Origin of the sequence: Peribacillus butanolivorans (genome assembly GCF_001273755.1) — a bacterium.
GTDB lineage: Bacteria > Bacillota > Bacilli > Bacillales > DSM-1321 > Peribacillus > Peribacillus butanolivorans.
In genome coordinates this window covers 4,197,886-4,216,361 of the sequence record NZ_LGYA01000001.1, presented here as the reverse complement: position 1 = coordinate 4,216,361, position 18,476 = coordinate 4,197,886, and the positions used below count along the sequence as shown (strand labels likewise).

Sequence of the window (18,476 nt, the reverse complement as noted above, 5' to 3'; positions counted from 1 at the left end):
AATAAAAGAGTTGTAAAACTCTTTTATTCGAGTTACTATATTCAGATGTTTTGAATTTTTTTTAAACGTTATGTGATGCACCTTTTACAGCCATTAAAAAGTAAGCGCTTTCTATTGGCGTATAAAATTAAACAATCGGTCGATATGCCGTGCATCAAATTTCAACAACTAGTAGTGTAGGGGGAATTAGAATGGCCAACAAAGATTTGAACAGGGAGTTGAAAGGTCGTCATATTCAGATGATTGCTTTGGGCGGTACAATTGGTGTTGGTTTATTTATGGGTTCAGCCAGCGCAATCAAATGGACAGGTCCGTCCGTAATGTTAGCTTATGCAATCTCAGGGATTTTTATATTTTTGATTATGCGTGCAATGGGGGAAATGTTGTATTTAGAGCCAAGTACAGGTTCATTTGCAACATTTGGTTATAAGTATATTCATCCATTAGCAGGGTATATGACTGCATGGAGTAACTGGTTCCAGTGGGTTATTGTTGGGATGGCTGAAATTATTGCAGTTGGGACGTACATGCAGTATTGGTACCCTGATCTTCCTGCTTGGATTCCAGGTTTGATCGCAATGGTTATTCTAGGAGCAGCGAACCTAATTTCTGTTAAATCTTTTGGTGAAATTGAATTTTGGTTTGCACTGATTAAAATCGTAACAATTATATTAATGATTGTTGCAGGATTTGGACTTATTTTCTTTGGAATTGGTAACGGAGGAGAAGCGATAGGGTTATCAAATCTATGGGAACATGGTGGTTTATTTACAGGCGGTTGGAAAGGGTTCTTCTTTGCTCTTTCACTAGTTGTTGCAGCGTATCAAGGTGTAGAACTAATCGGGATTACAGCTGGGGAAGCGAAAGATCCGCAAAACACGATAACTAAAGCGATTCAAAGTACCATTTGGCGTATTTTAATCTTCTATATCGGTGCGATTTTTATTATTGTAACCGTTTACCCGTGGGATCAACTAAGTTCAATTGGTAGCCCATTTGTTGCAACCTTTGCGAAAGTTGGTATTACAGCAGCAGCTGGAATTATTAATTTTGTCGTAATCACAGCTGCAATGTCAGGCTGCAATAGTGGTATCTACAGTGCAGGACGTATGCTTTATACTTTGGGAATAAATGGACAAGCGCCAAAATTCTTTGCGAAAGTATCTAATAGTGGTGTCCCTTTATTCGGTACGTTCGGTGTGATTGTTGGGTTAGCAATTGGCGTTGTTTTAAGTTATATTGCACCAGAAAATTTATTTGTGCATGTATACAGTGCCAGTGTACTTCCTGGTATGATTCCGTGGTTTGTCATTCTGATTAGTCAAATTCAATTCAGAAAAGTAAAAAGTGCTGAAATGGTCAATCATCCATTCAAGATGCCTTTTGCACCTGTTACAAACTATTTGACCATTGCTTTCTTAATTATGGTATTAATCGGAATGTGGTTTAATGATGAAACACGTATATCGCTTATTGTAGGAATTGGTTTTCTAGGTATCGTTGTAATTAGTTATTACGCTTTTGGAATAGACAAACGTATACCAGTAGATGCTGCTCAGACAGATGATAAAGTGGCTAATCTATAATTCACTTTGGATTATAAATTATTGATTTACTTCAAAACCAGGGTTGCTACGGCAGCCCTTTTTTTTGAAATGAAATGCGTAGATTAGTTCTGATGCAAAGTGGTCGACTAATTTGAGATCATTTGTTATATCCATATTCATAAAAAAGCAGTCTAGGCATTAATCCTAGACTGCTTTTTTAAATACATGATTTAATTAATTAATCTACTTGATGATTAAGACGGAATTTCAATATGCTAGCGGCATACCCTATGAATCCTCCAACAATAGCTGGAATAATCCACCCTAGTCCTACCTCGTACAAAGGAAGAATTGTATTAAAGAAATTATTAATGGATGAAATGTGTATACCGGCTCCATTTAATCCATCAAATAAACTGACAATAAAAGTTAAAAGTAAGCTACCTTGATAAACTTCAGCCTTCCCTTTAAATAAAGAATGAAGGAATGTTAAGAAAATCAATACAATGGCTAATGGATAAATAGCTGTCATTACAGGTACAGAAAATGCAATTAACTGTGTTAGTCCAATATTGGCAACTATTGCACTAAAAATCGATAAACAAATAGCAATTGTTTTGTAAGGTAGCTTTGGAAATAGTTTATGGAAGTACGAAGAACAAGATGTAACAAGTCCTACGCTCGTTGTAATACAAGCTACTGTAATCATTAATCCTAATAATATCCCACCATAAGCTCCAAAATAGTAATCCGAGACTTTTGCTAAGATAATACCTCCATTATCCAAGTGTCCAAGTTTTTCTACACTTGAAGCACCCATGTAAGAAAGAGCTGTATAAATGGTTGCTAGGATAACGGCAGCAATTCCAGTTGCTTTTCCACAAACAATCATAATTTGTTTTTTTGTTTTTGCTCCTTTTTCTTTAATGGCATTAATGATAATGATGCCAAAAACAAAAGATGCAAGAGTATCCATTGTTAAATAACCTTCTCTAAACCCATTAAAAAATGGTTGAACTGTATAGTCCTTAGCAGGTGCTTGAAAATCCCCAATTGGATTAACAAAAGCTACTACTACCAGGATTCCGATGAACGTTAACTTAATAGGTGTTAATATTTTCCCCACAATTTCGACAATTTTCGCGGGATTGAGCGAAAGAAGACACGTAATTGTAAAAAAGATGATTGTGAAAATAAGCAAAGGAAGCGGCCCAGCATTTTCGGGTAAGAATGGTTTTACACCTATTTCAAAAGAAACGTTTCCTGTTCTAGGCATTGCAAATAATGGACCGATTGCTAAGTAAAGAACGGTTGTGAATACAATCCCAAACACAGGATGTACGCGGCTTGCTAATGATTGTAAATCATCTTTCCCAGAAAAACCAAGTGCCAACACACCTAGTAACGGTAATCCAACCCCTGTTACTAAAAACCCGGCATTAGCAGTCCAGATATTCATTCCTGCTGATTGACCAAGCATCGGCGGGAAAATTAAGTTTCCTGCCCCAAAGAATAGTGCGAATAACATGAAACCAATCACTACTATAAATGAAGATGGTACTTTATTAGACAAATTAAAACCTCCATAATAACTAAAATTTACTATTTTTAAAAAATATTAAATTTTCTAAAAATTAAACACGAACAAAATTAATTAGAACGTATCGTATTATAACCAGATAATTTTAATATTTCAATATAAAATTTAATTTTTATTATATACCCTATTGACTAGATAGTCTACGTTGATTCCATTTAGGAATTAGTTGACAGTATTTTATAACCGAGAGCGGCATAATTTTTTTTCAATAATAATAAAACATTTAAAATAGGAGGTAATTTGCTTGATTTTCTAGATGGATATCGAAAGTTTGAGCGAGAGAATGTATTAGGAACTGATGTTAAAATAGATTAAAGAGAACGATTTCAAAGGGGGATAAGATTGAAAATAAAGATATTTTTTTCGTTTATAATTTGTATAGCATTTTTAATTGGTTGTTCAAAAGAACAAACATTTGAAGATTTCTTTCACAAATCGATAGATGAAATGCACTTAGGGGAAAAGGATTATTCTTATTCGCTCGTTCATAAGCAAATGAATGTGGTGCATGAAGATGATGCCATTGCAGTATTTAAAGAGAATAATGCACAAGGGGAACAAATATTTATTGCTTACTTTGAAAAAGAAAATGATAAATGGGAATGGAAACAAACAAGAGGAGCAGAATGGAATACACCTGTTAAATGGTCTTCAATGAACCAAGTTCCATACATTTATTCAGGAGCAATTAGTGATAATTCTATTTCTGAAATATATGCAGGTGATGAACCAGCGAAAATCATCAAGGTCGAAGGTGATAGAAGGTTTTGGTATGCCATCAGTGATGTCAAAGATATAGAAGTAAAGGTAGTAAAAAAAGATGGTGCTGAAGAAATCATTGAAGAAATCGACCAAGAGCTTTTAAAGGAATGGGATAAGTAAAGTGGTACAAATAAAATTAATATACGACTAACGGGTGCAATCATTCTTTAAAGAGATATGACGAAATGTACTTTTTTGTATGTAACAAACAGGGCGGTTAGTTAGTTATCAGAAGGAAAATAATCAGTTGAATTTCTTGTTGAATTAGTTGGTGCTCTACTTGAATAACAGAGCAGGGTTCGTTTATGAATCCTATTCCAAATGGTTTAAAAAAAACTGCGAATTAACGAGTATTCGTGAGCGTTATCGTATTTAACTGAGGGAGTTTAAGAAATACTGAAGTTTAAACGTTGCAAGATAAATTCCAATAATAAGGTAAATTAAAGGCAGGAAACAACTTCCTGCCAATGATCATTATTTGGTGTGGTTACTTCCTTTTTTGACTTTTCAATTTGTTCATTTCAAGTTCCGCAGCATATTCTTCTTGTGATTTTCCTTGCTTTTGACTTTCAGATTGAATTTTTTTGAACTTATTATCATTTAGATTAGGCATATAAACACCTCCTTTGAACATAAGTATTTTGTACAAACTTATGAGTATTATTCGATGATTCGCTATAAGAGGAGTAGTTGGGGATAATTACCTTAAATAATTTACCGGAAAATTATTTAACATTTAGGCATCAATCGTTTAACACGAAATAACTTATGAAAATGGAGGGGAATAAATATGACACAATCCGTATTAAAAATGTACAACTACCACGTGTGGGCAAATGGAGTCATAATTGATCGTTTAAAAGAACTTCCACAGGAAATTTATCATCAGGAAATTCAAAGTGGTTTTTCTTCTGTATCAAAGGTGTTGTCTCACATTTATCTCACAGATTACGCATGGTTTGACATAATATCAGGTAAAAGTATGAATGAAGCAATGGGGTCTACGGATCAATTAAGAAAAGAGGTGGAAACGAAAAGTATTGAGGAAATGAAAAAAATATTTCTAGACTTATCTGAGCGAAACAAAGCACTTCTGAACAGTCAAAAAGATTTTGAAAAATTGATTGTGGTGGATAATCCATATGCTGGGTTGCTTGAAACTTCTATTTCTGAATCGGTACTACACGTTGTTACTCACGGATCATATCACCGTGGCAATATAGCTACCATGTTGCGTCAAAGGGGGCACACCTCTGTTATGCAAGATTTTGGACTTTACCTATATTCCAATTAGAACAGAGTAGCTCAAGCACAAAATCCTCATTAATTGGAAAAGTTCTTTCACTAACGAGTGCTCTACTTCAATAAGGGAGTGGCGTGGGCAACTCTTTTTCTTATGGGGCTAAAGGTTAAGGGTAGTTGCATAAGATTTTTTTTACTTTATAATTAGTACCAGGTATTAATATCAGTTATAAAATTGATGCAATTCATAACACGAGGTGGCTATTTTATGTTCAAATCCAAAGCACGTATTACTGCGATAGGTTCTTATGTTCCAGAAAAAAGGTTAACAAATAAGGACTTAGAAAAAATGATTGAAACCAATGATGAATGGATTGTTAAACGTACTGGTATTAAAGAACGAAGAATTTCACATGAAGAAGAGTTTACTAGTGATATAAGTTATAAAGCTGTAAAGGATTTAATGGAACGGTATGATAAATCAGTCGAAGATGTTGATATGATTATTGTCTGTACCTTTTCACCTGATTTCAACACACCAAGTGTAGCTTCTTTAGTCCAAGCAAAGCTAGGTATTAAGAATACTGGAGCTATTGATTTAAACGCTGCTTGTGCAGGATTTACTTATGGGTTGCATGTAGCTAATGGATTAGTAACATCTGGTTTAAACAAGAAAGTTCTTGTTATTGGAGCTGATACTTTATCTAAAATTATGGACTATGAAGATCGAGCCACTTGTATTTTATTTGGAGATGGTGGAGGAGCAGTTCTTGTAGAATATGATGAACAACAACCAAGTTTTATTTCTTCACATTTATATTCGGAAGGAGCAGGCGGAAAACATTTATATAGTACAAACCTATCGACACGTATAAATGGTGAAGACTTAAATAATAGTGGTAACCTTGTACAAAATGGACGTGAGGTTTATAAATGGGCTGTTACTACTGTTCCAAAAGGAATGCAAACTGTGATGAAAAATACTGAATTTCATTTGAATGATGTTGATTGGTTTGTTCCGCATAGTGCAAATTTAAGAATGATTGAGTCAATATGTGATAGAAGTGGTTTTCCAATTGAGCGTACATTATATAGCTTAGTGGAGTATGGAAATACTTCCTCAGCATCAATACCATTAGCTTTAGATAAAGGAGTAAGTGAAGGAAAGCTCAGTAATGGTGAGAAGATTTTATTATATGGTTTCGGTGGTGGATTAGCACAAGCAGGATTGCTTATCAATTGGACCCTATAACGCTTTTTTTCTTCAACTAACCGGTGCTTTACTTAAAAATCAAGAGCTACTGATCAGCAGTTTATTTTCTTATTGAGCTAATGGAGCCCGTTTAATTTAACAAGGATACTAAACAAAGACATCGTACTATTAGGTATGGTGTCTTTGAATTATCTTAAGGGAATTTCAAAATCTCCAAAAAGGACGGAAGCCCGCTTTTAGTAAGATGTTTGGGTTGGTGAGTGATAAGTTGAATGGGGCCAAAATATCATGTTTACTCCTATATTTAGTGGGAATGCTATTTACAGTAAATATCCCTGAAATTTGAGGAGGACAATTTAACATGCTTGATGCTAAGACCATAGAAATCGTTCAGTCAACAGCACCTGTTCTCAAGGAACATAGTAAACCAATAGGAAAGAGATTTTATGAATTACTATTTTCAAAAGCTCCTGATTTGTATAACCTTTTTAACCAAACGAACCAAAAAAGAGGCATTCAACAGGAGGCCTTAGGGTATGCGGTCTATGCTGCAGGTGAACATATTACGAACCTTGAAGCGATAAAACCTGTAATTAAAAGAGTTACTGAGAAACATCGTGCCATAGGGGTAAAGCCTGAACAGTATCCGGTTGTAGGTGAAACGTTGCTTCAAGCAGTTAAAGACGTATTAGGTGACGCAGCCACAGATGAAATCATAGAGGCATGGGGAAAGGCCTATGGCTATATTGCAGATGCCTTTATTGATATTGAAAAAAACCTCTATGAGGAAACAGAACATCAGCCTGGTGGATGGGAAGGATACCGAAGCTTCAATATCGATAAAAAGATAAAAGAAAGTGATGCGGTAACCTCCTTTTACCTAAAGCCTACAGACGGAAAACCCATTGCCTCCTATCATGCTGGGCAATACCTAACACTAAAGGCGGAAATTCCTGGCGAGAAATATACGCATATACGCCATTACAGTCTTTCGGATTCACCTGGTAAGAATTACTACCGAATCAGTGTTAAACGTGAAGATGCCCATGGAGATGCTCCATCTGGAATTGTATCTAACTATTTACATAGACAGCTGCAAGTTGGAGATACGCTGCAATTTTCTGCTCCTGCAGGTGACTTCGAACTTGATAACACAAATTTACCTGTCGTTCTAATTAGTGGCGGTATTGGAATTACACCATTGCTTAGCATGTTAAATACCATTATAGAAAAACAACCACAACGTCAGGTTACGTTTATCCATGCAACAAGCAACAGCCAAACACATGCCTTTAAAGAGCATCTGCAACAAATAGCGAATGATCATCAACATATAAAATCATTTGTAGTCTATGCTGCACCAACAGAAGCCGATCGAACCTCTGGACATTTTGATAAAGAAGGATACATGGGTTTAGACTTCCTGCAATCTATCGTTCCATCAAAAGAAGCTAATTTTTATTTCTGCGGACCTATTCCTTTTATGGAAGCAATCAATGAGGCCCTAAGTAAATGGAGTGTATCGAAAGAACATATTCATTATGAAGTATTTAGTCCACTCGCTATTTTAGGAGAAAAATAAGTAAACTAAATTTGTGAATAAAAAGGGTCTTTGATAGAAGGTCCTTTTTCATGGCTAATAAGAACAAAGGGAAGTCTGGAAATACTATTTATTAATAACACAAGAAGGAGAAAGGATTATGAAGAATAACGAAAGCGATCTCCCGACAGGATTAGCTAAACCTGCACAACGAGCACTCGCTGGAGCTGGGTACTTGTAACTTGAGCAGTTTCCTAAGCTAAGTGAAGCAGAGGTCTTGCAGCTACATGGTATGGGAACTAAAGGCAAATTCGTCGTTCTCTTTCTGAGAAAGGGTTAGCGTTCGCCAACGGTTCTTGAAAAACCTTTGTTGTACTTATTACATTAGGATGAGAGGTACTGGGTATCTCCTTTTTTTGTTGCGAGCAGGATTATCGAAAAAAGCAACGAATAGTAGGGTAATGAACATAAAATAAACGAGTGAGGGTGAATTTGATGGGAGTTCAAGCAGAAAAGATCTTTGTTAACTTGCCTGTTAAAGATTTGAATGCCTCAATAGAATTTTTCACAAAAGTTGGCTTTGACTTTAACGAGCAAATGACCAATGAAAATGCAACGTGTGTGGTTATCAGTGAGACTATATATGTCATGTTATTGGTTGAAGATTACTTTAAAACGTTTACCAAGAGAGAAATCCCGGATACAGCAAAAAGTACGGAAGCTATTGTGGCATTATCGGTTAAAAGTAAGGGAGAAGTGGATGAGATCGTGAATAAAGCCCTGGATGCTGGAGGAAAGCCCTTTAATGAAGCCATTGATCATGGGTTCATGTACGGTTGGAGCTTTCAGGATATAGACGGACATCTTTGGGAGATATTTTACATGGATGAAAGCGGATTTAATCAAAATTAAATCTAGTTCAAGACACAATCCTTCACTAAGGACTGTGTCTTTTTTTGAAGTTCAGTGTCGTACCTGAGTCAACATGATTACCTGCTTGTTGAAGTATAAAATAACAATTTATACTTATGATACAATATAAGGGAAAATGTAAAGGCGGGTACAAAAAGTGACGACAATTTACGATATTGCAAAAAAAGCGAATGTATCACCGATGACTGTATCGAGAGTCATTAATAATAAAGGAAATATCAGTGAAAAGACTAGAGAAAAAGTAGAAGCTGTTATAAAAGAGTTAAACTATATACCGAATTCAGCTGCTCAAAGTTTGAATATTAAAAAAACCAAGTTACTTTCATTAATCATAACTGACATCACTAACCCCTTTTTTACAAAGGTTGCAAGAGGCGCTGCGGATAAGGCTAATCAAATGGGATATCAGCTTATTTTATGTAATACAGATGAAAACTACGAAAAAGAAAGTGAGTATATCAATGCATTAATTTCTAAAAGGGTAGATGGCGTAATTATTGCTCCTACAGGTGATCAATCGACCAAAAACTTAAAGAAACTTATTAAAAACAGAATTCCATTTACATTAATAGATAGGCAAATTGAAGATGTTTCGTGTGATAGAGTACTTGGAGATAACTATGAAGGGACAAAATTGCTTCTTCAGCATTTAATTGATTATGGTCATCAAAGAATAGCAATGGTTCATGGCCCACTTACGATTTCCACTTCGAAAGAACGGTATCAGGCGTATATTGAAACGTTAAAAATTAATGATTTAAAGATAGATCCCGCTTTCCTAGTAGAGACTCATTATAAACAAGAAAAGCAATGGAATGGAATCGCTCATTTGGTTAATGTTTCTCCTGCTGATCGTCCAACAGCGATTTTTGCAGCGAATAATTTCATTGCCATTAAAATTATAAAAAGTTTACGAGAAAAAAAGATTAAAGTTCCAGAAGACATTGCCGTCGTTTGCTTTGACGATTTAGAATTATTTTCAGACTTTGATCCTTTTTTGACTGTATCTTCGCAGCCTGCCTATGACTTTGGATATTTAGGAACACAATTAGTGATTGAAAGAGTAGATGAAGTCGGTCCAGCTGATTATCGAACAATAAATTTAAAGCCTGAATTGGTAATCAGAAAATCATCTGGAACTCCTATAAAATAATAGGAGTTTTTTTATTTTTGACTCTATTAACGTCTGCTGTGGAGATTAACACAAATGAAAAAACCACCTAATAACCTAATAGAAGGTGAGCCTTTTCTATTTATTCAAATATCTGTACATGACTTATTCAAGTAATTCAGCACCGTAAGAATTATCAATTATGCAACGCCAGGTACCTGTCGAATCCTTTTTAAAAACATAGGTAGCCATTCTTTCCATTGAGAATGCCGAATCAGTCTTTTGATTGGCACTCAGAAGGGCTTTTGCTACAACTAATGCCGTATCACCTGTTTCAATTATTGCCATCTTTTCTTGATTAACAATTAAACTATGATTAAAATAATCAGCGATAGCAACGAATGCCCGACGTATTTCTTCTTTGCCTTTAGCTAACGTTCCAGGTTTTACAACTAAGGTAGCATCCTCTGAATAGAAATCCATTAATTGATCGAAATCCTCATTATTTATTGCTCGGTCTGCATTCTTTATTACAAGTTCTAACTCATGAATTTGCATATTTGCCCTCCTATCAAGCTAGGTAAATTATAGGGATTCCAATTTACCCCTTGGTGAAGAATATTCGACTGTCTTGTTGTGGAATCCTTCTCTTGGACAAATAAGAAAAATCAACATCATTACCATAAAGCCATTTTTGAAGGGCAATCTGCCTATAGGGTAGCAATGAAAATAATTACCGTAGCAAACCATCCTAGTTATTACAGCTAAAGGTGAATTATTAGCTTCTTTCTATTTTGATAAAGTAAAGAAATAGAAAGAAGGCGTTAATGTGTAAAAATGTGTCAGACAGCAAGCATAGGCCTACTGTCTACCTTCTAATAAAAATCCCCTAATTTCCTCTAACGGTATTTCTACATTGATAGCCATTTGAATGAGTTCAATCCATTCTGTATCTAATTCTTCTACTCTGTCATTTGTCTGAAGTAACATTACCTATTCCTCCGTTGAAGAGGTAGCCCAGCTATCATAGTCAATCTGACCTTAGACCTGTTAGCTTTGCGTCCTAACCTTTCGATTAGTTTGCCGTTTTCTCATTTTATTATAGTTATATATTACTATCTAGATAGTGCTAATGTTGTCGTAAATTGTAGAAATGTAATTATTATTCTTTAAAAACTAAAGTTAATTAACGAAAATTAACGAGGTTGAGTGCCTTTTAGGTTCACCATAACATTTAAAATGATGGTATTAATAGTTTTATTTAACACAGCCTTTAGATAAAAAATTTTCTTCCCTTATTCAATAATCTGTCCCTATTGTTGAATAACGTGACACGGGTTTTTAACCGAAAAAAAATTCTATAACGAGGGTAAGAGTATAGGTTCGGTGGTGCGGTTACGCAAACGGAAATTTAGTGCCTAATACCACTGGGATAAAGGTTTTTGGAAATATTTGTAGAATAAACATCTATAATAGATAAAGTAAATTCATTGTCTGTTATTGAACTAAAGGGTAGGGTAGTTGAAGGGGAGATTTGTAGTGAAAAGAACAGGAATTTTTATGGGATTAATAGTTATCATTGGTGTTGTACTTTATTTTGTACTTGCACAACCGAAACTTGAAGCAAATTTATTAGGGACTGGGTTGGAACAAAAAGTAGTGGTAATCACTTTGGGAAATGATGGATTTCAAGATATTGAATTGCTTGATATTCGAATAAATGGAGCAGAGAAACCTGAAATAGCGAAAGTACAAGTAGATGAATCGGGAAAAGGTTTTGTTCTTTCCGATACATTTATGGATGAAGGTTATATTTTTAAAGACTATGATACGGTAAAGATAGAAACTGGAACAGCAATCAAAGATGTTGAGTTCCAATCTAAATATGGGCTTTCAGTAAAAGATGATGTTGAAATTAATTCTGTAACTATTCTTTATAAATACTTAGGTATAGAATTTGAAGAAAATGTGCAAATAAATTAATAAATGGGGGCTTTAGTGAGAATATTTGGTTCTCGATATATAACAGGAATAATAGAGTGATGTCTACACGTCCGCAGAAACTACTCAATTTATTTTACCTTAAATCCACAATAAAATTTAACATGCCATTTTAATTGAAGGAAACATCCATTTTTAATAGAATGTAAGACTTTAAATAAGAGGAGGATGATCAGTTTGGAGAGAAGAGCTTTACTGGTATCTCGATTAGCAGAATATGAAGAAGAAATTGGCCGGTGGCTATGGTGTTTAGAAGATGTTCGCCGTACTCTTTTAACAGAATTAACTGGAATCAGCCAAAGGATGCTCGACACAAAAATGGATGAAAGACAAACGATTGGCTCGCTGTTATATCACATTGCATTGGTCGAGGCAGATTGGTTATATGAAGAGGTTCTTGTTACTGAATGGGATTCTGAAATACGCTCGTTGTTTCCGTTAGAATGCCGTTCTGAGGAGGGCTCTTTAACCCATATTGAGGGACAAAGTTTAGAAGAACATGTTTACCGCCTTAATAAGGTACGTGAAGTATTTCTTTCCCACTTTCGTTCAATGGACCTAACGAATTGGCGTAAACCGAGAGTACTTGAACAATATGATGTCACACCTGAGTGGGTTGTGTATCATTTGATTGAACATGAATCACATCATAGGGGGCAGATTTTCCAATTGCTTAGCAATTTACGGAATGATTAAGATGTTAAAGAGTGGGGAATTTTTATCCATCTTGAACGTGATCCAGTTAATTAACAAACCAATAAGCGAAGGCTTGTTTAAGTACTTATTATTACGCATTATCAGCTAATTCAAGTCGTTTAGTTATTTGCAACGAAAATAACATTCTATCGTTATTTTTTCAATGATAGAAAAAATACTATAATTGAAATATAAGTCAAAATTTTCCACAATAATCTGATAGTTACATGTATAATAATTGATAGAAAACTCACCATTGTTTTGCTAGCCAAACTGTTGAATAAAAAGGAGTGGCAATGATGGAAAGGAAAAAAATCTTTTATTGGATCATCCCGATTCTATTAATTGTCTTTTTAGGCAATGCTGTGTACGCTACAGAACAACAAGAAACATCTAAAGTGAAAGAATCTTCTGCATTAAAGGGGCAATTCTACCTTGAAGACGTAGTAAAAATTTACGTACCATCTACATATAATGTTGATCAACCAATTGATAATACTCCATATGTAAACAAGTCATTAGAAGAATTCTCAAGAATGTTTGGAGGAGCAACAGCCATCGATGGTACAGGATCATGGCTATCTGATGATAATCAATTGGTTAAGGAGAAAGTAACGATTGTATATAGCTATGTAGAAGACTTGGATAAGAAAAAAATTAATCAAGTAGTTGCTTATACCAAGTCTCTAAAGGAAGAGATGAAACAATCATCTGTGTCTCTTGAAGTGAACGGGAAGATGTACTTTATTGAATAACCGATTTAAAGAAGCTTAGAGATTTTATATCTCAAGGCTTTTAGTCCTCAAGAATAAGATTTTATAGGTGAAATGAAAGTTCCAATAGAACAAACTGAGATCCTTGAAAAATGGAAATAAGTAATGAAAATCTTATGCTAAATCATGTAACAAAGACAGTCACAAAACAGGGTATGACTTCAGCTAATTTCTGATTGGTCATTCTTCGGAAAAAAGTCTTGGGATGAACTTGATGCTAAAGGGTTGGATCTTAAGCCTCTTTATTCGTAAGCTACAAAGCATAGTCTTGCCAAAAATCTTTTTTTAGGAAATGGAGAAGAAAATCATGAAAAGCAAAATCCAAAAAATCACAACAAACTTGTGGTTTGATACACAAGCTGAACAGGCAGCGAAGTTTTACGCTTCTATCTTTAAAAATTCCAAGATTGGAAGAATCACTCACTATGGAAAAGAGGGGCATGAAATCCACGGGATATTAGAAGGAACAGTAATGACCGTGGAATTTCAACTGGAAGGCCAGGAATTCGTAGCATTAAATGGCGGTCCGCAATTCAAATTTACAGAGGCAATATCATTTATCGTCAATTGCGAGTCACAAGTAGAATTGGACTATTTTTGGGAAAAACTCTCCGAAGGCGGAGACGAGAAGGCACAAGTGTGCGGTTGGCTGAAAGATAAGTATGGTGTTTCATGGCAAATTATTCCTACGGCCCTAACTGAGATGCTAAGCGACCACGATCCAGAAAAATCAGCAAGAGTTATGAATGCAATGCTCCAAATGAAAAAAATTGACATCAAAACATTAAAGCAAGCGTATGAGGGATAAGGTTACAAGTTGTTTGAGGTATTAAAAATGAATTTCTTTGTTGTCACTTTACAAGACCATTTAATAAAAAGTTTGATTAAAAACCTGTATAAATGTATACAGGTTTTTTAGATTGTTCCACTGAACTATCCTCGCTATAGGTCCTTTTTCTTATCTCTAAATATTAACAGTGTTGTTTAACAAATCCTTATTTTGATATTGTTGCAATTAATTTATTGACAATTTAAAATATTGTTGTTATTTTAATGTTACCGGTAACATACTAGTAACAAGAGGAGGTCAAAATGATTATTGATGCTCATCAGCATTTTTGGAAGATTGACCGAGCTGACTATTCTTGGCTTTCAAAAGATATGGGAGTCCTCTATCAAGATTATCTTCCAGAAGATTTAAATCCCTTATTAGAAAAACATGGTATTGCTGGAACTGTTCTTATCCAAGCTGCTCCTACATATGAAGAGACTTTATTTCTTTTATCATTGTATGAACGGTATGACTGGATTTATGGTGTAGTCGGCTGGATAGACTTATCTTCTCCAGCTTTTCCAAAGCAACTAGATTCGTTAATGAAACGACCGGGAATTGTTGGTTTGCGTCCAATGCTCCAGGATTTAGAAAATAGTGATTGGATATTACAAGAGCAAGTGATAGAAAATTTAAAATGGCTTATTAGATATAATCTTCCATTAGATTTATTAATTAATAATAAGCACATTTCATCGATTTTAACTTTATTGAAAACGCTTCCGAACTTAATGACAGTAATAGATCATATGGCTAAACCGAATATTACTAAAGGGGATTTAAGCGAGTGGAAAGAGGACATGAACGCTCTATCACAGTTTCCGAATGTTTGGTGCAAAATGTCGGGTTTAATGACGCAAGCGAATCCAGCTATGTGGAAAACTGAAGATTTTGAGCCATATATTCATCATATTGTGCAAACATTTGGTCCATCCCGTTTGCTTTTCGGCAGCGATTGGCCTGTATGTTTATCAGCTGGAAGCTATGATGACGCACTGCAGATTATCAAAAGAAATGTACCGGAAAATTTAACTAATAAGGAAATGGATAAAATATTTTCTAATAATACGAAAGCCTTTTACAAATTAAAAGAAAGGGGAGATAGCCATGAGTAAGGTAGGCTATGAACAGGACGTTACGAGCATCGTTATGTCTGATCAAGATAATGTAGCGACTCTTTTGAAAGATGTAGAAGAAGAAGAAACATTACTATACGTCATCAATGGCCAAAAAGCGGTATTGACAGCCAAGCAATCGATTCCATTTGGACATAAAATCGCAATTAAACCGATTGAAAAATTAGCAACGGTTATCAAATATGGAGAAGTAATCGGTGCAGCGACAATTGATATCGAACCTGGTGAACATGTCCATGTACATAATATTGAAGGAATCAGAGGAAGAGGAGATAAGGCGGAAGGGGAGAAACAACGATGAGCATGATAAAAGGGTACCGTCGTTCAAACGGGAAATTTGGAATACGTAATCATCTGTTAATTATCCCTACTGTCATTTGTGCAAATCACGTAGCCAATAGAATCCAGCAAGCTGTACCAGACTCTGTAGCTATTCCGCATCAGCATGGCTGCAGCCAGATTGGTGATGACAAGGAACGTACACACAGACTTCTTGGAGGAATGGGGAAAAACCCAAATGTAGGTGCAGTTCTTTTAATTAGCTTAGGCTGTGAGGTTATTGATGCTAAAGTTTTGAAACAAGAAATTGAAGAAGAAACAGGAAAACCTGTTGAGTGGCTTGATATCCAAGATGCAGGCGGAACGATAAAAGCTATTCAAAAAGGGTCTGAATTGGCAAAAAGCTTATTCAAGGAAATCGAAAAAGTGCCACAAGTAGATGTTCCTATTTCAGAATTAATACTAGGTGTGAAATGCGGCGGTTCCGATGCTACATCTGGTCTGTGCAGCAATCCCGCTTTAGGAAAAACAGCTGATCAGCTCTTAAATCAGGGCGGAACCATTGTAATGGGTGAAACAACTGAAATTATCGGGGCTGAACATATTGTCGCTCAAAAAGCTGTGAGCGAAGAAGTGGCAAATAAGCTATATGCCTATGTTAATAAATTTGAAAAAGAAGTAGAACGCATTGGGGCAGATATGCGTGGCGGAAATCCAAGCCCGGGTAATATAGAGGGAGGCCTGTCTACTATCGAAGAAAAATCTCTTGGCTGTATAAGTAAAGCAGGTACTGCTCCCTTGAACGATGTATTATCTTTTGCAGACGAAATTCCAGGGAACGGCTATTACTTCATGGATTCACCAGGGAATGATATCGAGTGTGTATCGGGTATGGCTGCCGCTGGTGTTCATATGGTCTGCTTTACGACAGGAAGAGGGACACCGACTGGAAACCCAATTATTCCGGTCATCAAAATAACGGGAAATGAACATACTGCCATCAAAATGATCGATAACATTGATATAGATACAAGTCCTGTAATGAAAGGAAAAGAAACAACAGAAGAAGCAGGAAATCGTATTTTCGAAACGGTTCTTAAAACAGCACAAGGTGAGCTGACAAAAGCTGAAATTTTAGGCCATCAAGAATTTAGTATCAGCCGAATCAGCATCAGCCTATAAAACAAATAGGAGAAGGAGGATCTATATATATGAGTAAATTAAAAAATCGAACAGCTCTTGTCACAGGTGGTAGCCGAGGGATTGGGGCAGCAATTGTCATGAGATTAGCTGAAGAAGGCGCTAATGTGGCTATCAATTATACATCACCCGGTTCATTTGAAAAAGCAAACGCTTTAAAAGAAAAAGTAGAAAAAGAGTTTCATATTCAAGCGATTGTTGTGAAAGCAAATGTTGGGGTGAAAGAAGAAGTTGACCAAATGATAGACCAAGTAGAAAAAGAGTTAGGATCGGTAGAAATCCTAGTGAATAATGCTGGTATTGCTCCATTTGAACCTTTTTTGAGTCTTTCAGAAAAAACATGGGATGATACCTATCAGACGAACGTAAAATCGATCTTTTTGACAACCCAAAGAGCGGCGAAAAAAATGATCGAAAATAAATATGGAAAAGTCATTAATATTACATCAACTGCGAGTGTTCTTGTGACAAGTCCAGTAATCCCGCATTATATCTCATCAAAAGCAGCAGCTTCGCATTTAACAAAGGCCTTGGCGATTGAGTTAGGAAAATACAATATTAATGTAAATGCAGTCGGACCGAGCACCGTTGCAACGGATATGTGTGATGAATATTTGGCAGATCCTCAAATTCTAGCAAAAGAGATTGAAGCGAATCCAATGAAGAGACTTGGAACAGAAAAACAAATTGGTGATTCTGTTGTCTTTTTAGCCTCTGATGAAGCCGTGCAAATCAATGGGCATCTGTTAATGGTAGATGGCGGATTAACGGTTAAAGCGGCACAGCCTGAAGATCATATGAATCATGAACAGGAGGTAACATTATGAGACTACTCAACAAGATAGCAGTTATCACTGGTGGAGGAAGCGGTATCGGCAAGGAATCAGCCCGTTTATTTGCAAAAGAAGGCGCATTTGTTATCATCACAGACATTCATGCTGAAAATGGGCAAGGAACAGTTTCTGAAATAGAAGAAAATGGCGGAAAAGCAGCATTTTACGAAGTAGATGTGACGAATCCTGAAGCGGTTCAATCTGCCATACATCAGATTATTGAGACGTATAAAAAAATAGATATTCTATTCAACAATGCAGGAATCAGCAATGTGGGTAGAGTAGACGAAGTAGAGCCAGATGTCTGGGACCGAATTATGAGTGTAAATGTGAAGGGGGTTTATTTACCCTCTAAATACACGCTTCCTTATATGATGGAACAAAAAAGTGGAGTAGTCATTAATATGTCGTCTTGCGCTGCGGAAATGGGTCTAGTTAAACGTGCCGCATACTCAGCAACGAAAGGCGCTGTACTTGCTCTGACAAAAGCCATGCAAGTGGACTATGCCCCTTATAATATTCGAGTAAATGCTTTATTGCCGGGCACCATCTTAACTCCATTTGTTGAAGATTATTTGAAAAATTCATATGACGATCCTGAAATCGCAATCGGAACGATCAAGAAAAGACAGTTAAGCGGAGAATTAGGAAGACCTAGTGATGTGGCAAAGGCTGCACTATTTCTAGCCTCAGATGAGTCTACGTTCATGATGGGATCGCCTTTATATATTGATGGCGGAGTTGTTTTTGGGAAAAATGCATAAAAGGAGAATGAAAC

20 protein-coding genes and 1 riboswitch are annotated in these 18,476 nt (G+C 35.8%); of the genes, 16 read left to right on the top strand and 4 right to left on the bottom strand.

Features of this window, described 5'->3' with window-relative positions; translation table 11 throughout:
* Window positions 1-191 precede the first annotated feature (191 nt).
* Entirely contained in the window at window positions 192-1,586 is a 1,395-nt protein-coding gene (locus AKG34_RS19445) for an amino acid permease (RefSeq protein WP_053347619.1), read from the top strand.
* Between the two features lie 199 nt (window positions 1,587-1,785).
* On the opposite strand, the gene brnQ is transcribed toward AKG34_RS19445, so the two are convergent.
* Window positions 1,786-3,120, bottom strand: coding sequence for a branched-chain amino acid transport system II carrier protein (gene brnQ / locus AKG34_RS19440; protein ID WP_053347618.1), 1,335 nt, complete (start codon window positions 3,118-3,120; stop codon window positions 1,786-1,788).
* A 369-nt stretch (window positions 3,121-3,489) separates the two neighbouring features.
* On the opposite strand from brnQ, the gene AKG34_RS19435 reads away from it, so the two are divergent.
* Complete coding sequence (locus AKG34_RS19435; RefSeq protein WP_152952316.1) at window positions 3,490-4,029, top strand: hypothetical protein; 540 nt, start codon at window positions 3,490-3,492, stop codon at window positions 4,027-4,029.
* Window positions 4,030-4,396: 367 nt separating this feature from the next.
* Here AKG34_RS19435 and AKG34_RS29350 read toward each other — a convergent pair whose 3' ends face one another.
* The gene (locus AKG34_RS29350) at window positions 4,397-4,522 is read right to left on the bottom strand and encodes a hypothetical protein (protein ID WP_255263999.1); all 126 of its coding nucleotides are present in this window, start codon (window positions 4,520-4,522) and stop codon (window positions 4,397-4,399) included.
* 177 nt (window positions 4,523-4,699) lie between these two features.
* On the opposite strand from AKG34_RS29350, the gene AKG34_RS19430 reads away from it, so the two are divergent.
* The 5 genes from AKG34_RS19430 (at window position 4,700) to AKG34_RS19410 (ending at window position 9,990) form a co-directional block, all read left to right on the top strand.
* A complete protein-coding gene (locus tag AKG34_RS19430; RefSeq protein WP_053347617.1) occupies window positions 4,700-5,203 on the top strand; it encodes a DinB family protein in 504 nt (167 codons plus the stop codon).
* A gap of 216 nt (window positions 5,204-5,419) precedes the next feature.
* Complete coding sequence (locus AKG34_RS19425; RefSeq protein WP_053347616.1) at window positions 5,420-6,403, top strand: ketoacyl-ACP synthase III; 984 nt, start codon at window positions 5,420-5,422, stop codon at window positions 6,401-6,403.
* Window positions 6,404-6,725: 322 nt separating this feature from the next.
* Window positions 6,726-7,946, top strand: coding sequence for an NO-inducible flavohemoprotein (gene hmpA, locus AKG34_RS19420; protein ID WP_053347615.1), 1,221 nt, complete (start codon window positions 6,726-6,728; stop codon window positions 7,944-7,946).
* A gap of 453 nt (window positions 7,947-8,399) precedes the next feature.
* On the top strand, window positions 8,400-8,816 hold the full coding sequence (locus AKG34_RS19415; RefSeq protein ID WP_053347614.1) for a VOC family protein: 417 nt from the start codon (window positions 8,400-8,402) through the stop codon (window positions 8,814-8,816).
* A 157-nt stretch (window positions 8,817-8,973) separates the two neighbouring features.
* Window positions 8,974-9,990 carry a LacI family DNA-binding transcriptional regulator gene (locus AKG34_RS19410; RefSeq protein WP_053347613.1) on the top strand — a complete coding sequence of 339 codons (1,017 nt, stop codon included), beginning with the start codon at window positions 8,974-8,976 and terminating at the stop codon, window positions 9,988-9,990.
* Window positions 9,991-10,113: 123 nt separating this feature from the next.
* Here AKG34_RS19410 and AKG34_RS19405 read toward each other — a convergent pair whose 3' ends face one another.
* Together AKG34_RS19405 and AKG34_RS29345 are read right to left on the bottom strand one after the other, a co-directional pair.
* Window positions 10,114-10,506 (bottom strand): YybH family protein, encoded by a 393-nt coding sequence (locus AKG34_RS19405; RefSeq protein WP_053347612.1) that lies wholly within the window; start codon window positions 10,504-10,506, stop codon window positions 10,114-10,116.
* 303 nt (window positions 10,507-10,809) lie between these two features.
* On the bottom strand, window positions 10,810-10,938 hold the full coding sequence (locus AKG34_RS29345) for a hypothetical protein (RefSeq protein WP_255264000.1): 129 nt from the start codon (window positions 10,936-10,938) through the stop codon (window positions 10,810-10,812).
* A gap of 18 nt (window positions 10,939-10,956) precedes the next feature.
* A riboswitch (cyclic di-GMP riboswitch) is annotated at window positions 10,957-11,043 on the bottom strand.
* 444 nt (window positions 11,044-11,487) lie between these two features.
* On the opposite strand from AKG34_RS29345, the gene AKG34_RS19400 reads away from it, so the two are divergent.
* From AKG34_RS19400 to AKG34_RS19360, 9 genes are all read left to right on the top strand, one after another.
* Complete coding sequence (locus AKG34_RS19400; RefSeq protein WP_053347611.1) at window positions 11,488-11,931, top strand: hypothetical protein; 444 nt, start codon at window positions 11,488-11,490, stop codon at window positions 11,929-11,931.
* A 195-nt stretch (window positions 11,932-12,126) separates the two neighbouring features.
* Window positions 12,127-12,645 (top strand): DinB family protein, encoded by a 519-nt coding sequence (locus AKG34_RS19395; RefSeq protein ID WP_053347610.1) that lies wholly within the window; start codon window positions 12,127-12,129, stop codon window positions 12,643-12,645.
* Between the two features lie 299 nt (window positions 12,646-12,944).
* Entirely contained in the window at window positions 12,945-13,400 is a 456-nt protein-coding gene (locus AKG34_RS19390) for a DUF3574 domain-containing protein (RefSeq protein WP_236694975.1), read from the top strand.
* A 325-nt stretch (window positions 13,401-13,725) separates the two neighbouring features.
* Window positions 13,726-14,226: a VOC family protein gene (locus AKG34_RS19385; protein ID WP_053347609.1), complete on the top strand. Its 501-nt coding sequence runs from the start codon at window positions 13,726-13,728 to the stop codon at window positions 14,224-14,226.
* A 284-nt stretch (window positions 14,227-14,510) separates the two neighbouring features.
* Window positions 14,511-15,365 carry an amidohydrolase family protein gene (locus tag AKG34_RS19380; protein ID WP_053347608.1) on the top strand — a complete coding sequence of 285 codons (855 nt, stop codon included), beginning with the start codon at window positions 14,511-14,513 and terminating at the stop codon, window positions 15,363-15,365.
* Window positions 15,358-15,687: a UxaA family hydrolase gene (locus AKG34_RS19375; RefSeq protein ID WP_053347607.1), complete on the top strand. Its 330-nt coding sequence runs from the start codon at window positions 15,358-15,360 to the stop codon at window positions 15,685-15,687. Before AKG34_RS19380 ends, AKG34_RS19375 begins: the two co-directional genes overlap by 8 nt.
* Entirely contained in the window at window positions 15,684-16,847 is a 1,164-nt protein-coding gene (locus tag AKG34_RS19370; RefSeq protein WP_053347606.1) for a UxaA family hydrolase, read from the top strand. The genes AKG34_RS19375 and AKG34_RS19370 overlap by 4 nt, the downstream gene beginning before the upstream one ends.
* A 29-nt stretch (window positions 16,848-16,876) precedes the next feature.
* Entirely contained in the window at window positions 16,877-17,692 is an 816-nt protein-coding gene (locus tag AKG34_RS19365; protein WP_053347605.1) for an SDR family NAD(P)-dependent oxidoreductase, read from the top strand.
* Window positions 17,689-18,462, top strand: coding sequence for an SDR family NAD(P)-dependent oxidoreductase (locus AKG34_RS19360; RefSeq protein WP_053347604.1), 774 nt, complete (start codon window positions 17,689-17,691; stop codon window positions 18,460-18,462). Before AKG34_RS19365 ends, AKG34_RS19360 begins: the two co-directional genes overlap by 4 nt.
* The last annotated feature ends 14 nt before the right edge of the window (window positions 18,463-18,476 follow it).

Coding starts and splice junctions, on each gene's coding strand:
- AKG34_RS19415 (WP_053347614.1), top strand. CDS start 8,400: ATGGGAGTTCAAGCAGAAAAGATCTTTGTTAACTTGCCTGTTAAAGAT.
- AKG34_RS19445 (WP_053347619.1), top strand. CDS start 192: ATGGCCAACAAAGATTTGAACAGGGAGTTGAAAGGTCGTCATATTCAG.
- AKG34_RS19360 (WP_053347604.1), top strand. CDS start 17,689: ATGAGACTACTCAACAAGATAGCAGTTATCACTGGTGGAGGAAGCGGT.
- AKG34_RS19375 (WP_053347607.1), top strand. CDS start 15,358: ATGAGTAAGGTAGGCTATGAACAGGACGTTACGAGCATCGTTATGTCT.
- AKG34_RS19385 (WP_053347609.1), top strand. CDS start 13,726: ATGAAAAGCAAAATCCAAAAAATCACAACAAACTTGTGGTTTGATACA.
- AKG34_RS19365 (WP_053347605.1), top strand. CDS start 16,877: ATGAGTAAATTAAAAAATCGAACAGCTCTTGTCACAGGTGGTAGCCGA.
- AKG34_RS19370 (WP_053347606.1), top strand. CDS start 15,684: ATGAGCATGATAAAAGGGTACCGTCGTTCAAACGGGAAATTTGGAATA.
- AKG34_RS19430 (WP_053347617.1), top strand. CDS start 4,700: ATGACACAATCCGTATTAAAAATGTACAACTACCACGTGTGGGCAAAT.
- AKG34_RS19390 (WP_236694975.1), top strand. CDS start 12,945: ATGGAAAGGAAAAAAATCTTTTATTGGATCATCCCGATTCTATTAATT.
- hmpA (WP_053347615.1), top strand. CDS start 6,726: ATGCTTGATGCTAAGACCATAGAAATCGTTCAGTCAACAGCACCTGTT.
- AKG34_RS19425 (WP_053347616.1), top strand. CDS start 5,420: ATGTTCAAATCCAAAGCACGTATTACTGCGATAGGTTCTTATGTTCCA.
- AKG34_RS19380 (WP_053347608.1), top strand. CDS start 14,511: ATGATTATTGATGCTCATCAGCATTTTTGGAAGATTGACCGAGCTGAC.
- AKG34_RS29350 (WP_255263999.1), bottom strand. CDS start 4,522: ATGCCTAATCTAAATGATAATAAGTTCAAAAAAATTCAATCTGAAAGT.
- AKG34_RS19405 (WP_053347612.1), bottom strand. CDS start 10,506: ATGCAAATTCATGAGTTAGAACTTGTAATAAAGAATGCAGACCGAGCA.
- AKG34_RS29345 (WP_255264000.1), bottom strand. CDS start 10,938: ATGTTACTTCAGACAAATGACAGAGTAGAAGAATTAGATACAGAATGG.